General features: G+C 59.9%; 13 protein-coding genes, 1 tRNA gene, 1 pseudogene and 1 other annotated feature. Of the genes and pseudogenes, 9 read left to right on the top strand and 6 right to left on the bottom strand.

The window, feature by feature from the left end; genetic code table 11:
• Positions 1-5: 5 nt before the first annotated feature.
• Together AACX78_RS06710 and AACX78_RS06705 are read right to left on the bottom strand one after the other, a co-directional pair.
• Complete coding sequence (locus AACX78_RS06710; RefSeq protein WP_005311907.1) at positions 6-284, bottom strand: DUF6482 family protein; 279 nt, start codon at positions 282-284, stop codon at positions 6-8.
• A 31-nt stretch (positions 285-315) separates the two neighbouring features.
• Positions 316-912, bottom strand: coding sequence for an HAD family hydrolase (locus AACX78_RS06705; RefSeq protein ID WP_159165734.1), 597 nt, complete (start codon positions 910-912; stop codon positions 316-318).
• Between the two features lie 170 nt (positions 913-1,082).
• Positions 1,083-1,206: a sequence feature (Phe leader region), on the top strand.
• A 36-nt stretch (positions 1,207-1,242) separates the two neighbouring features.
• Here AACX78_RS06705 and pheA point away from each other — a divergent pair.
• A complete protein-coding gene (gene pheA / locus AACX78_RS06700) occupies positions 1,243-2,415 on the top strand; it encodes a prephenate dehydratase (RefSeq protein WP_058393536.1) in 1,173 nt (390 codons plus the stop codon).
• Positions 2,416-2,485: 70 nt separating this feature from the next.
• Here the strand turns inward: pheA and AACX78_RS06695 are convergent, their stop codons facing one another.
• A complete protein-coding gene (locus tag AACX78_RS06695) occupies positions 2,486-2,911 on the bottom strand; it encodes an LPP20 family lipoprotein (protein ID WP_159165733.1) in 426 nt (141 codons plus the stop codon).
• Between the two features lie 16 nt (positions 2,912-2,927).
• Positions 2,928-3,548, bottom strand: coding sequence for a FlgO family outer membrane protein (locus AACX78_RS06690; protein WP_201302799.1), 621 nt, complete (start codon positions 3,546-3,548; stop codon positions 2,928-2,930).
• Positions 3,549-3,742: 194 nt separating this feature from the next.
• Between AACX78_RS06690 and AACX78_RS06685 the strand changes: the two genes are divergently transcribed.
• From AACX78_RS06685 to AACX78_RS06675, 3 genes are all read left to right on the top strand, one after another.
• Complete coding sequence (locus AACX78_RS06685) at positions 3,743-4,897, top strand: flagellar assembly protein FlgT (RefSeq protein WP_159165731.1); 1,155 nt, start codon at positions 3,743-3,745, stop codon at positions 4,895-4,897.
• A 50-nt stretch (positions 4,898-4,947) separates the two neighbouring features.
• Positions 4,948-5,024: transfer RNA gene (locus AACX78_RS06680), tRNA-Arg, on the top strand.
• Between the two features lie 264 nt (positions 5,025-5,288).
• A complete protein-coding gene (locus tag AACX78_RS06675) occupies positions 5,289-6,347 on the top strand; it encodes a PQQ-dependent sugar dehydrogenase (RefSeq protein WP_159165730.1) in 1,059 nt (352 codons plus the stop codon).
• Here AACX78_RS06675 and AACX78_RS06670 read toward each other — a convergent pair.
• Positions 6,344-6,472, bottom strand: a pseudogene (locus tag AACX78_RS06670) (integrase core domain-containing protein); the annotation flags it as partial. The gene AACX78_RS06675 and the pseudogene AACX78_RS06670 sit on opposite strands and share 4 nt — an antisense overlap.
• Before the next feature lie 150 nt (positions 6,473-6,622).
• On the opposite strand from AACX78_RS06670, the gene AACX78_RS06665 reads away from it, so the two are divergent.
• From AACX78_RS06665 to AACX78_RS06645, 5 genes are all read left to right on the top strand, one after another.
• Positions 6,623-6,748 (top strand): entericidin A/B family lipoprotein, encoded by a 126-nt coding sequence (locus AACX78_RS06665; RefSeq protein ID WP_021140529.1) that lies wholly within the window; start codon positions 6,623-6,625, stop codon positions 6,746-6,748.
• A gap of 100 nt (positions 6,749-6,848) precedes the next feature.
• Complete coding sequence (locus tag AACX78_RS06660) at positions 6,849-7,751, top strand: DMT family transporter (protein WP_159165729.1); 903 nt, start codon at positions 6,849-6,851, stop codon at positions 7,749-7,751.
• A 95-nt stretch (positions 7,752-7,846) separates the two neighbouring features.
• A complete protein-coding gene (locus tag AACX78_RS06655; RefSeq protein ID WP_159165728.1) occupies positions 7,847-9,790 on the top strand; it encodes a methyl-accepting chemotaxis protein in 1,944 nt (647 codons plus the stop codon).
• A 508-nt stretch (positions 9,791-10,298) separates the two neighbouring features.
• A complete protein-coding gene (locus AACX78_RS06650) occupies positions 10,299-11,744 on the top strand; it encodes an OprD family outer membrane porin (protein ID WP_021140526.1) in 1,446 nt (481 codons plus the stop codon).
• 114 nt (positions 11,745-11,858) lie between these two features.
• Entirely contained in the window at positions 11,859-12,689 is an 831-nt protein-coding gene (locus AACX78_RS06645; protein ID WP_021140525.1) for an SDR family oxidoreductase, read from the top strand.
• A gap of 118 nt (positions 12,690-12,807) precedes the next feature.
• Here AACX78_RS06645 and AACX78_RS06640 read toward each other — a convergent pair whose 3' ends face one another.
• Positions 12,808-13,140 (bottom strand): DUF1904 family protein, encoded by a 333-nt coding sequence (locus AACX78_RS06640; RefSeq protein ID WP_159165727.1) that lies wholly within the window; start codon positions 13,138-13,140, stop codon positions 12,808-12,810.
• Positions 13,141-13,205: the final 65 nt, after the last annotated feature.

The following is a 13,205-nucleotide window of genomic DNA, read 5'->3' as shown; positions in this document are numbered from 1 at the left end:
TTTAATCAGAATTTAATTATAATTTCATGACAGTTATCTTCATTTTCATCTTGGATGGAGTCATAAATCCGCAGTTTCGCCTGATGCACTCTGTGTGCTCGCAAAAAGCCTTCGGCCTGTTCGAGGGAGCCGAATGTCAGCCGTGCCCCCTCACTGTCGGTGAGACATTGCATCTCGCCATCCACATCGACGCAGAGCTGGTAACCGCTGCCATCCTTGCAGGCAATCAGCAGGCCGGCATCCGGATAGTGACTCAACCAATTGCGAAACCGGCCATGCTCCATAACTTCTCCTCGAGCATTCCTGACAGTCAACTCAACCGGGCAGATAGCCCAGCGATACCAGCTGCTGACGACAGCTGTGCGCATCGGTAAACACCATACCCCTGATCCCCAGCGCTTCGGCAGCGGCCACATTGGCGGGGCTGTCATCGATAAACAGACACTCATCGGCCTTCAAATCAAACGACACCAGCAGGTAGCGGTAAATATCCGGCTCCGGCTTTATCATCCGCACCCGCGCAGATACCACCTTGCCGCTGAAGAAGCGCCAGAACGGCTGCTGCTCCAGCCAGTCGATGCTGGCATGACCCATATTGGAGAGCGCATAGAGAGTGTGGCCTGCGCCATGCAGCTCGGCTATCAGGGTCAGCATAGCGGGATCCGGCAAGAGCGAAGCGGGCACAGCCTGCAAAATGGCCAGATTCTCTGCCGCTGACAAACCTGTACGCTCCTGCGCCTGACGGGCCATGGTATGCAGTGACAGCGTGCCCCTGTCCACTTCCAGCCAGTCCGGGTGGTTGAACAGCCGATCCGCCAGCGCCTCAGCGCCATCCGGCCCCCTGACCGAGCGCACTATGGCCACAGGATCCCAACTCACCACTACCCGCCCCAGATCGAAAATAATCGCCATGTTCACTTCCTCCATATGCCTCTGCCGCCAGGCTGACAGTGCCAATCCAGCTCTTTAGCGCCCCGGCCAGCGCCAGCAAATACCCTGCTCCGTTCGCACCCCACGGGCAAGTTTTACTTGCATCCCGGGTCCAAATCCCTTAATGGTTATGACGATATTTTCAGGACAAGACCCATGCACGCACCATTCTTCTTTGCTTTCTCGTTTATCCGGCCCACATGAGGGAAGGCCCTGTCGTCGCGTGAACAGCAACCAAAGACGAATCGAGCCTCCCCTAGTGGAGGCTTTTTTTGCAGCTACAACAATCGATTACTTGGATAGGGAACAATCATGGCTACGCTCGACGAGATCAGACAAGACATCACCCGGTTGGATCAGGAGCTGCTTGCCCTGCTGGCCAAGCGCAAGACTCTCAGTATCGAGGTCGCCCGTGCCAAGCAGGCCAATCCCCGTCCCATTCGCGATACCCAGCGCGAGCAGGACTTGCTGGTCGCCCTGATCCAGCAGGGCCGGCTGCTGGGGCTGGATGCCCAGTACATCACCCGCATCTACCACACCATCATCGAAGATTCGGTGCTCTCCCAGCAGGCCTATCTGCAGAGCTTGATCAACCCGGAGCAGCAGGAGCCCATGACCAGCGTCGCCTATCTGGGCCCGCGAGGCTCCTACTCCAGCCTGGCGGCCCGCAAGTATCTGGCCCGCTACAAGGATCAGGTGATAGAGGTGAATTGCCAGAACTTCCGCGAGGTGCTGGATGCGGTGGAGTCAGGGCGCGCCGCCTTTGGCGTCTTGCCCATCGAGAACACCAGCTCGGGCTCCATCAACGAGGTGTACGATGTGATGCAGCACACCAGCCTCTCCATCGTCGGTGAGCTGACCTACCCCATAGAGCACTGCATCCTCACCGCAGTGCCGACAGAGCTGGGTCGCATCAAGACCTTCTATGCCCACCCCCAGGTATTCCAGCAGTGCTCCCACTACCTCAGCAAGCTGGAAGGGGCACGCCACGAGATCTGTGATTCTTCTTCCAGCGCCATGATGAAGGTGAAAGAGCTGGCCAGCCCCGATGCCGCCGCCATCGGCAGCGCGGCCGGCGGTGAGCTCTATGGCCTGAACGTGCTGGCCGAACAGCTCGCCAACCAGAAGGAGAACTACAGCCGCTTTATCGTAGTGGCGCGCAAACCCATCGACGTAGCGCCGCAAATTCCGGCCAAGACCACCCTCATCATGTCCACCTCCCAGAAACCGGGTTCCCTGGTAGAGGCGCTGCTGGTGCTGCGCAACAACGAGATCAACATGACCAAGCTCGAATCCCGGCCGGTACAGGGCAACCCCTGGGAAGAGATGTTCTATCTGGATGTCTCCGCCAACCTGCAGACGCCGGCCATGCAAGCCGCATTGATCGAGCTGACCAAGCTCACCCGCTACATCAAGGTGCTGGGCTGCTACCCGAGCGAAGACGTCAAGCCGACCACAGTGCCGCCGGTCCTGATGGGCAACTGACCGTAACTGCAAACAAAAAAGGCGAACATCATGTTCGCCTTTTTTGTTTTTACCTCAGCTCGGCACGCCGTCAGAACTGACCCGCCATCAACTGGTTGATGTTGTAGAGGGCACGGGTATCGAGCTCCATCTCGGTGGCATAGGTATTGCCACGGGGATAGGAGGCCACGACCCGGGCGCCGCGCACCATGCCGGCCACGGACACATCCAGCGAGTTGGAGGTCTGGGTCAGGTCCTTGTAGCTGCTCTGCCCCCGCACCTGCTGGCCATTAAGCTGTTCAGCCAGCTCGCGGTAGGCATCCATCTTGGAAGCCCGGATGGCTTGCAGCATCTTCTCAGACTGGGACGGGCCAGGCTGGATATCGATCACCGCATAACCGACCGCCTTGAGCACCGGGAAGTCATCGGGCTTGTTGTTGCCACCGTAGTTGACCACCCGATTGCCACTGCATGCGGTCAGCAGCAGGACCAGCAGGCATCCAAACAGGATTTTCATTGTGCTCACTCCTATATCAGGGCGTCAGGTTGACCAGATGGCCGCCGGGACGCGCCTGACTATCGCGCATCAGATAACCACGGTTGATGGAGGCCCGGCCGAACGAATTGTTGGCGCCAAACAGGTATTTTTGCGGTATCAGGCTCTGGGCTGTGGTCTCCACCATCTTGGTCCGCAGATCTATGATGCGGGCATTGACCAGGATCCCCTTGCCATTGCGGCTGAAGGTGCCGGTCAGGATGCGGGAGATGGGCAGACGGGGGGAAAGGTCCTTGTAATTGCGGCTCATCACGAAGTCACCCTGAGGGGTTACCTTGATGCTGCCGGTCATCTTGAAGTCCACCACCACTTCCCCACGGCGGTTCAGCTCGTAAATAAAGCTCTCCTCAATCTGCTGCCCCATCCAGTTGGTGTCCTGCAGGGTATCGAGATCGACGAAGGAGGAGACAGCGATGGGCTCGGTCAGGGTCGTGAGCGACTTGCGCTCCATCAGCTGATCGGTCATGCGGGCCACCAGCCAGTTGAGCTCCATGCCAGCAACGGCCTGGCGAGGGTCACCCTGATCCCGGTTGATGGGGTCGGAACTACAGCTGGTCAGGGCCAGCGCAAGGGCCAACGCCGTGATGAGTTTGTTCATGGATACCTTTCCTGTATCTGCACCTGATTCGTTATCGGTTCGACCGGCCAAAGCTTGAGTCAGGAATGAGGCATGAATCTTGCTTTTGATTTGCAGTGTGCTGTGCAACTGACACGGTTCTGTGGTCTGTATCGGCCGGCGCCGTCACTTCGACAGGAGTGAATGCGCCGACCCGCATATTCAAGGTGTTTGTCATGAAATTACCGCTGCTGTTAATCCTGCTGCTGGCCAGCCTGTCAGCCCGGGCCGAGCTTATCGAAGCCCAGGGCAGTGCCGCCATTTTGGGGGGCGACGAGGCCTATGCCCGTGAGCAGGCGACCCGCGACGCCCTGCGCCAGGCCCTGCTGGCGAGCGGCGCTGCCGTCTCCAGCATACAGCGCCTGGAAAACGGCAGCCTGCGCTCCGAGCAGATCCAGATCCGCTCCGGCGGCGACATTCGCCAGTACCGGCTCAAACGGGAAGAGGTGCGCAACGGCCGCATGTACATCACGGTACAGGCCGATATCCAGGCCGAGCGCCAGATCTGCCAGACCCAGCATTACGCCAAGGATTTGACACTGGCCAGGCTGCGGCTGCGCTATCCGGATCAGGCGAGCTATGGCGCCCTCGATGACATGCCTGCCAACCTGTCACGCCGCATGTTCGAGACGCTGGCCAACGCACCGCAAGGCGTGGCAGCCCGTCAGTGGCTGGACGAGAACCTGCGCATCGACCCGCTCCACCTGCAACAGGGAGATCGCAGCGCCCTGGAGGAGATCAAGGCCCTCAGCCTGCGCACCGACAGCCAGTATCTGGTGCTCGGCAGCATAGACGACCTCTCCCTCGAGCCTCAGGGCAACCAGCTGACCAGCTGGTATGAAGACCCCATCCGCAATTTTCGCATGCAGCTCTACCTGTTCGATGGCATCAACGGCAGCCTGATCAGCCGCAAAGAGTATCAGGGGCGTGCCAACTGGACCTTCGGCAAGCGGGATCAGGTCGGCAGCAGCAGCGGCCAGTTCTGGCAATCGAGCTATGGCCAGGAGGTGAATTATCAGTTGCAGGAAGCGGTGCAGGATCTGGTTGCCCAGCTGAACTGTGCCCCGGTTACCGCCCGGGTGATAGGTCAGAACGAGCGGGGCCCCCACATCAATCTCGGCCGACGCAACGGCGTCAGGCTGGGGGATCAGTACCGGATCCAGCACAGCGCCGACTTCATCGATCCTTACGGCAAATCCCGCATGATGCGCAACCCGGCCGACGGCCTGTTCGAAGTGGTACAGGTGTTCGAGGATGGCGCCATCATCAGCAGCCAGAACAAATATTCACCGTTTAACATCCAGATCGGGGATCTGGCAGTATTGGAATAAGAATCAAGGGTTTAAAAGGGAGCTGCTTCTTGTATAATGCCCGCCACAAGGCTCCCGTAGCTCAGTAGGATAGAGCGGTCCCCTCCTAAGGGACAGGCCACTGGTTCGACTCCAGTCGGGAGCACCATATAAAACAAGGGGTTGGCATCGTCATGGTGCCAACCCCTTGTTTTATGAACTCTTCATCGTTAACCCAAAAGCACAAACCTTTCACTCCCCTTCTTCGTCAACACACACCAGACATCTGACAGACACTCCCGAATCCCGGCTCGTACAGGGGCGCATTGCTCCTGATTCTTCTGTCACGTCTCTCTATACTTCAGCGATCTTCAGCGATATTGACCCAACCCGGAAACCTGTATTTTGACCGCTCATTGTAGAGGAGGCCCACATGTTCAGGCTGCTGGTAGTGTTGCTCTGTCTGATATCGCCCGTCCGGGCCATCACCCTGATCCCGTTGGTCGAGGGGCTTTCTCATCCCTGGGGTCTGGTGCTGTTGCCTGGCGGGGAGTTTCTGATCAGCGAACGAACAGGCCGTTTGCTGCGCATCGACCCGCAAGGGAAGCGCCATACAGTGCAGGGACTGCCTCCCATCGCCAGCTCCGGCCAGGGGGGATTGCTCGACCTGGCCCAGGACAAGGAGGGCTGGATCTATCTGAGCTACAGCGAACCGGGTCAGGGCGGTGCTGGCACGGCAGTGGCCCGTGCCAGATTGCAAGATGACCGGCTGCACCAGTGGCAACTGCTGTTTCGCCAGCAGCCGAAAATGGGCGGGAGTGCCCACTTTGGTTCCAGGCTGCTGACGGGGGACGATGGCTACCTCTATATCACGCTGGGAGATCGCTATCGGGGGCGGGATCAGGCCCAGTCCCTCGATAACCACCTGGGCAAGACCATACGCCTGCATCTCGATGGCCGGGTGCCACAAGACAACCCCTTTGTGCAGCAAGCCGGTGCCCTGCCCGAGATCTGGAGTCTGGGTCATCGCAACATGCAGGGGGCTGCCCTGCACCCCGTCACAGGCCAGTTCTGGGCCCACGAACACGGTCCCCAGGGCGGCGATGAGGTCAACCTGATCCAGCCCGGCCGCAACTATGGCTGGCCCAGCGTCAGTTTTGGCGAAGAGTATGGCGGCGGCAAAATTGGTTCGGGCACTGCGGCCCCCGGCATGGTGCCGCCGAAGTGGATCTGGGTCCCCTCCATCGCCCCCTCCGGCATGACGTTTTATCAAGGCACCCTGTTCAAGGCGTGGCAGGGAGACCTGCTGGTCGGTGCCTTGCGAAGTCAGGCCCTGTTGCGCCTGAAGATGGAGGGAGACAAGATAGTCTCGCAAGAGCGTTTGCTGACCGAGCTGGGTGCCAGGATCCGCACCGTCAAGGAAGGACCGGATGGCGCCATCTATCTGCTAACCGATGCCCCTGACGGACGCTTGCTGAAACTGATGCCCTAGCTGTGTAAACCCACCAGGTTGTTCACAGATTGAAGACGGCTGATGGGGGGCTTATAGCCCAGACTTGCATGAGGACGATGCCAGTTGTACTCATGCAGCCACGGTTGCAGGTGTTCTGCCCGTTGTCGACCAAAGACGGTTAATCGGGCATTTTTATGGTTGTTCACTGGGGCACCTCGGATGATTGGTTTGGTTGGCGCCTCCAGTTTTCCGGGAATGCCCCGAGTGAACAACCTACAGAGAGATCACACCTAGCTCACCCGGGAGGAGACAAGATGAAACAGATGAAATATGGGCTGCTGCTCTGCTGCGCCCTCTTGATGGGCTGCAACACCGTCAGTGGTGTCGGCAGGGATATCGAAAAAGCGGGGGAAGTGATCCAGCGCTCCGCCAGTAAATAGTCGACAACCAGACCAAAACAGGGATGGTCAGGATGGAGGGTCGGTCTGCTAGACTGGCCCTCTTTTTATCCATCTTATTCATCTTGCAAAGGAGTGTTGGATGTCGGGTTCTTCGTGGTGGGACAAGTCCACCGGCCTTGCGCTGTTGACCATACTGCTGTGGGCCTCGCTGGCGGCGCTCACCTCCCGGGTCACCAGCGTGTCGCCACTGGTGCTGGTGGGCCTGGTGCTGTTTTTCTGTGGTGTCGGCGCCCTGCCGTTCTGGCGCCAGTGGCGGGCCCGTCCGGTCAGCTGGCTGGTGACCATCACAGCGCTGCTGCTCTATCACCTGCTGCTGTTCATGAGCTTTCGCCACGCCCCCGTGCTGGAGGCGAACCTCATCAACTACCTCTGGCCCCTGTTCATCATATTGTTCACCCCCTTGCTGCTGCCCGGTCACCCGCTGCACAGCCGTCACTTGCTGGCCGGCGCGCTCGGTCTGGCCGGATCCGTACTGGTGATGGTCAACGGCGAGTTGCAACTGCAGGTCGCCTATCTGCCGGGCTACCTGCTGGCACTGGGTGCCGCCATCATCTGGGGGGCCTATTCGGTGCTCTCCCGCCGTCTGCCACCTGCACCGGCCGTGGTGACGGCGGCGGCCTGCCTGCCCGCCGGGCTACTGGCGTTGCTGCTCGCCTGGTGGCTGGAAGGGCCGCTGCCCATTGCGCAGATCCCCGCCGACGACTGGTGGCTCATCGTCGGGCTCGCCCTCGGCCCCATGGGTGCGACCTTCGTTACCTGGTATCTGGCATTGCGGGACGGGGATCCGCGCCGCATCGGGGCGCTTGCCTACCTGACACCGCTGCTGAGCACACTGTTGCTGGTGCTGCTCAACGGAGAGGAGCTGACTTCCCGCCACCTGCTGGCCGGTGCCTTCATCATGGGTGGGGCCCTGCTTGGCATGCTGGGCAAGTCGCCTGCGGCCCGCAAGCAGGAGGAGCCCGCAGCAGCATCATTGTCATAACTTCGCAGCCATGAACCGGATGTCATAAAAACGCCATCTTTCCTGCTTAAGCTCACGGCGACTTCCAGTCCCCTGGCTCAAGCAGGAATTCTGACGTGAAAATTGCCCACTATGCCTCCCTCTCCTCCCTGGTACTGCTGCTGGTCGCTGGCGTACAGGTCGGCGCCCTGTTTCATGGCTGGCAACAGCTGGATCAGGCCGAGCAAGCCCAGCATCAACATGAACGGCTGCAACAACGGCTGACCGATACCCTGCAAGGCACCTTGCGCGACTACCTGAGCAGCGGCGATCCCCTGCGCCTGGCCGAAGCCCAGACGGTGCGCCAGCTGGCGCTCGGCCAACTGGCACAGCAGGACGAGCAGCTGACAGCCCCGCTGCGCGCCCTGCTCGAGAAGATGGGAGAGCGCATCAATGGCGATTATCTGGCGGCAGGCAAGCTCTCTGGCAACAGCCAGTGGCTGTTGCAAAATGCCGAGAACGAACTGACCACCCAGGCCAGGGCGCTGCTGCGCTACGGCCAGCAGGGAGCCATGGATCCGAGTGCGGATCAGGCCAGTGCCGAGGCTTACCGCAAAGGGGCGGCCGATCTGCTGGCTGCCCTGCCGGGGCTGGGCCACCTGCGCCAGAACTACATGGAGCAGGCCAGCCCCAAACTGCTGGAGGGGCTGCAATTCGAGCTCGCCGCCTTGCAAAAACAGGCTGAGCAATTGGCCGCCCTGCCGCCGCTTGGCCTGTTTGAGGCCCCCCCTGTCGACGAGTTCACCCTGGGCGAGCCGGTGCGCAAAGAGCTCGGCACCCAGCCGCGCAGCGAACTGCTCTCCCTGCTCAAGCGCTATCCGCAAGAGCTGGAAAACAGCCGCAAGGCACTGCAACAACAACAGGCGGCCCACCAGGCAGTGCAACAGGACATCACTCGCATGCTGCAAGCAAGCGGGGAGATGGGAGAGCAGCTCACCGCCGGGCGGCAGGCCGTCAACCAGGAGCTGGCTCTCATCCTCGGCAGTCTGGCGCTCTGTCTGGTACTGGTCGCCCTGCTGTTTGCACTGGTGCAGCGTCGCTGGCTGGTCAAACCGCTGCTGCGGCTGCGCGGTGCTTTTCTGCAACTTGACGAAACAGGCCAGGCCGAAACCCTGCCACCGGGGCGCGAGCGCAACGAACTCAGCGACATAGTCGAGAGCTACAACCGGCTCATCGTTCGCCTGCAACTGGATCAGCAGCAGAAAGAGGGCCAACTGTCGGCGGTCTCATTGAGCCTGCAGGGCATGGTCAATCAGGTCGAAGAGATCCACCACAGCACCCGCACGACCGAGCAGGCGGTGGACGAGAGCGACCTGATGATGAGCGAGTTGAACCAGCTGGCCGGCGAAGTCCATCAGGTGGCCGCCGAGATAGCGCAGCATGCCCAGCACAACGAACACTCCATGAGCCAGAGCGAGCTGCTGGTGGGGGGCATGTTGCAGGCCACCGCCCAGACCGGTCTTGCCATCGATGAAAGCGACGGCGCCCTGACCCAGCTCAAGCGTTCGGTGGATGACGTCACCGCCATCGTCGACGTGATCGGCCACATCGCCCAGCAAACCAACCTGCTGGCACTCAATGCGGCCATCGAAGCGGCCAGGGCGGGCGAGCAGGGGCGCGGTTTTGCGGTGGTGGCCGACGAGGTACGCCACCTCTCCGCCGATACCCAGCGCTCACTTGGCCAGATCACCGAGATCCTGGTGCGACTCACCCAATCCGGCGATCAACTCGGCACTGTGCTGGCGCGGATCACCACAGAAGCAGCCGCCCAGCGCCAGCAGGCGGAGCAGTTGCGCCAGACCACCCAGGCGGTGAGAGAGATGGCGCGCAGCACCGCCGTCATCGCCCTGCAAGGGGCGGACAATGCCAAGAGCCAGGAGCACAAGCTGGCCAGCTTCGCCGACCTGATTGCTCGCATCAGCCAGCATGCCCGCCAGGGCAGCCGGCTCTCGGTTCAGGTGTCTGAACACATCCATCATCAAGCCAGCCAGATCCCCCGCATCCTCGGCCATCAGGCCTGAATCAGCCGCTGGACTCCCCTCCCAAACGCCCTGCCCCCGCGTCCCGACGCGGGGGCATATCTTTTTTTGTGCCACAAAATTATCTGTTGCATACAGGTTAACGAAAAAAGTTATGCCCCTTGTAAGAGATCCGCCCACATCGGCAGGTCATTTCACTTGAAAACGCTATCAGCGGCGATATGAGCGGGCTGGGAGTGTCCACACCAAGATCCATGATTATTTGCACTCGGTCATATTTTTGAAACTTGGTGGGAACTTTCCATTGATATTTCGCACCGCGAACGTACTCTTGGGATTGTCCGATAGCCAAGAATCGGAACATAAAAAATAAATGATGTGATGAACAGAACTGCACCACCGCAGATGTGCCAAGACGTCGCGGCCGCAGCAGACATAGAAAGAATTTTTTGCCCTACGGGGTCTTGATTGCAATGCCAATACCGAGCGGCGGGCCCTTGCCTGACTGCCGGACAAAAAGCTAAGTCCATAAAATCAGGAGCAATACAAAATGGAAAAAGTGATCTTCAAGCGTGCCGCATTGAGCGCAGCTGTTGTTGCCGCCTTGGTCGCCCCCGGTATGGCATTTGCTGCCGACGAAGCCGGTCCTGCCTATGCTGCCGCCGCCAGCAAATTCTATGAAGAAGGCAAACTCAACGGTGGCCTCTTCTACTTCCAGCGTGATCGTCAGCGTATCGATGGTGACCCGACTGCCGCCAAGAAAGAAGGCAAGTACCAGTCCAACCTGAGCCACGCCACCACTCAAGCCGCTCTCAACTTCAACTCGGGTTATGCCTGGGATATCGTCGGTATCGACGTGGGTGGTTTTGGTGCCTATGACCTGGCCGTGACCGAGAACCATGCGGTCAACCAGGAGAACGAATTCTCCTTCGCCGGCAACAAATGGGGCGAAAACTACAAGGATGGCTCCCCCAAAGGGGGCTTCAGCCTGGCCAATGCCTCCCTGAAACTGAAAGCACTGGACGGCGCCGTCACCGCCAAGGGCGGTCTGACCCAGCTCTACGTACCGGGCGTGATCGGTGTGAACTGGTCATATCAGCCGGGTACCTACCGTGGCGGCCAGATCGAGGGTAACGTCGGTGGTCTCTACCTGACCTACGCCATCGCCGACGAATACAAGTCCCCCTGGTACAAGGAGACCCAGAAGTTCTCCCGTGCCAAGGCATGGATGGATCCGTTCGCCGATGAAAACGTCATCGACTACATCCAGGGTGTAGCCGCACGTTATACCTTCGAAAACGGCACAGCCGTGACCGGTTCTTACGGCAACTCCGAAAACTACATGGACAGCTACCACTTCAAGCTGGCCCACAAGTTTGACGTGCTGAACGGTCTCTCCACCAGCTACCAGTTCTACGGTTCCGAAACCGACACCTATCAGAAGGGTGGTGCCGACATCGAAACTTATGACGGCATGGCATGGCAGCAAGCCCTGACCGCCGCCTGGGGCATGGGTCCGTACGGCTTCCGTGTGGAAGGGCTGTGGACCAAGGCCGAGGGTAGCGAAGGCAACTACCTGCCCCGTCTGACCCGTGGCTACGGCAACTCCCAGGGCGCGAACGAAATCTGGTGGGACTCCCGCTCCGACTGGAACGCGAACAACGAAAAAGCCCTGTTCTTCGGCGTGACCCGTTCCCTGGATGATCTGGTGGGTGCACCAGGCTGGTCCGTCGGTGTCTCCGGCGCCTACGGCTGGGATATCCAGAAAGGCGACGGCACCAAGGCCACCAACGGTGAAGATACTGAATGGGCAGCCAACTTCGACGTCATGTACACAGTGCAAGATGGCAAGCTGAAAGGCACCCTCTTCAAACTGCACTACACAGATTACAACAACGACATCAGCCAGGGCGGCGGTTGGACCGAATACCCCAACATCTTCGCCTCCGAGCATGACGTCAAGTTCCACATCATAATGCCGTTCACCATACTGTAAGCAGGCGGTGCAACCTCAGCAAACCGGGCCCCTTGGCCCGGTTTTCTTTTTGGTCGCACTCAGGCTACCATGCCCACCTTGGCCACACTCAGGCCGCCACCATGGATGATTTTTATGCCCAACCCCTTCGTGCTCATCACCGGCTGTTCCAGTGGTATCGGCCTCGCCGCCGCCAAGGCGCTCGGTGACCACGGCTTTACCGTGATCGCCTCCGCTCGCAAGGCCGACGATGTAGCACAGCTGCAACAGCAGGGTTTACTGGCTGTACAACTGGATCTGGCCGATACCGCCAGCATTGAGCAGGGTGCCGCCGAGGCACTGGCGCTGGCCGGAGGCCGTCTCTACGGCCTATTCAACAACGGTGCCTATGGCCAGCCTGGCGCACTGGAAGACTTGCCCACAGAGGCGCTGCGTGCCCAGTTCGACACCAATCTGTTTGGCTGGCATCACCTGATCCGCCAGATACTACCGACCATGCTGGCAGCCCGGGAGGGGCGCATAGTGCAGAACAGCTCGGTACTGGGGCTGGTGGCCATGAAGTATCGCGGCGCCTACAACGCCAGCAAGTTTGCCCTTGAAGGCTATACCGACACCCTGCGCCTCGAACTTGAGGGAAGCGGCGTGCACATCAGCCTGATCGAACCCGGCCCCATCGATACCCGCTTTCGTGCCAATGCCCACGCCGCCTTCGTGCGCCATATCGATCCGGCCCAGAGTCGTCATCAGGGCGCCTATCGCCAGACCCTGACCCGGTTGGAAAAAGAGGGGGCCACCAGCGGCTTCACGCTGCCAAGCGATGCCTGCATTCCGCCACTGCTCCATGCACTGCAGAGCAAGCGCCCCAAGCATCGCTACCCTGTCACCTTCCCGACCCGGTTGTTTGCGATACTGCGCCGCCTGCTGCCAAGCAGCTGGCTTGACCGGATCCTCTCCAAGTCGGCCTGATCCTTGATTCACACAGGGTGAGTGGCACCGCCTGCTCGCCCTGCGGTTGATGATGTGGCCCCCGTCTGCCACTTGTCCGCCATCTGTCCCGCAGCCAGGATGAACGTCGATACTCCCCTCAATAGTGCTGGCCGTTGCTGTAATAGTGACTTTTTACGATGGGCAGCACCTGCACCACCACATAAGTCTGCTCCCCCAGCACCGCCTTCAGATGGCGTGTGATGAGCGCAGCGGCGGCATCTTGCATCGCCTGCGGCCGCTCGAACCAGACCAGCTCCACGAACGGGAAGCCAGCTTCGATAGCACCATTGCGCACCCAGCTGCTGTCGACACACTCCAGGGTGACAAATTCAGGCTTGCCGCCAGTGAGGGCGCACAGCTCAGCCAACAAAGGGGTGCTGATCTGCAGGAGGGTATCGACTGAAACGGCCCTAAAACGAAGATGGGGCATGGGAAACCTCTTGGCTGTGACGAATGAGGACTTATCATAGAGAACTCAATCCGCTCACATAAGGT

Origin of the sequence: Aeromonas sp. 9A, from assembly GCF_963900955.1 — a bacterium.
Taxonomy (GTDB): domain Bacteria; phylum Pseudomonadota; class Gammaproteobacteria; order Enterobacterales; family Aeromonadaceae; genus Aeromonas; species Aeromonas salmonicida.
This window is presented reverse-complemented; position numbering and strand designations above follow the sequence as displayed.

Coding starts and splice junctions, on each gene's coding strand:
- AACX78_RS06710 (WP_005311907.1), bottom strand. CDS start 284: ATGGAGCATGGCCGGTTTCGCAATTGGTTGAGTCACTATCCGGATGCC.
- AACX78_RS06705 (WP_159165734.1), bottom strand. CDS start 912: ATGGCGATTATTTTCGATCTGGGGCGGGTAGTGGTGAGTTGGGATCCT.
- pheA (WP_058393536.1), top strand. CDS start 1,243: ATGGCTACGCTCGACGAGATCAGACAAGACATCACCCGGTTGGATCAG.
- AACX78_RS06695 (WP_159165733.1), bottom strand. CDS start 2,911: ATGAAAATCCTGTTTGGATGCCTGCTGGTCCTGCTGCTGACCGCATGC.
- AACX78_RS06690 (WP_201302799.1), bottom strand. CDS start 3,548: ATGAACAAACTCATCACGGCGTTGGCCCTTGCGCTGGCCCTGACCAGC.
- AACX78_RS06685 (WP_159165731.1), top strand. CDS start 3,743: ATGAAATTACCGCTGCTGTTAATCCTGCTGCTGGCCAGCCTGTCAGCC.
- AACX78_RS06675 (WP_159165730.1), top strand. CDS start 5,289: ATGTTCAGGCTGCTGGTAGTGTTGCTCTGTCTGATATCGCCCGTCCGG.
- AACX78_RS06665 (WP_021140529.1), top strand. CDS start 6,623: ATGAAACAGATGAAATATGGGCTGCTGCTCTGCTGCGCCCTCTTGATG.
- AACX78_RS06660 (WP_159165729.1), top strand. CDS start 6,849: ATGTCGGGTTCTTCGTGGTGGGACAAGTCCACCGGCCTTGCGCTGTTG.
- AACX78_RS06650 (WP_021140526.1), top strand. CDS start 10,299: ATGGAAAAAGTGATCTTCAAGCGTGCCGCATTGAGCGCAGCTGTTGTT.
- AACX78_RS06645 (WP_021140525.1), top strand. CDS start 11,859: ATGCCCAACCCCTTCGTGCTCATCACCGGCTGTTCCAGTGGTATCGGC.
- AACX78_RS06640 (WP_159165727.1), bottom strand. CDS start 13,140: ATGCCCCATCTTCGTTTTAGGGCCGTTTCAGTCGATACCCTCCTGCAG.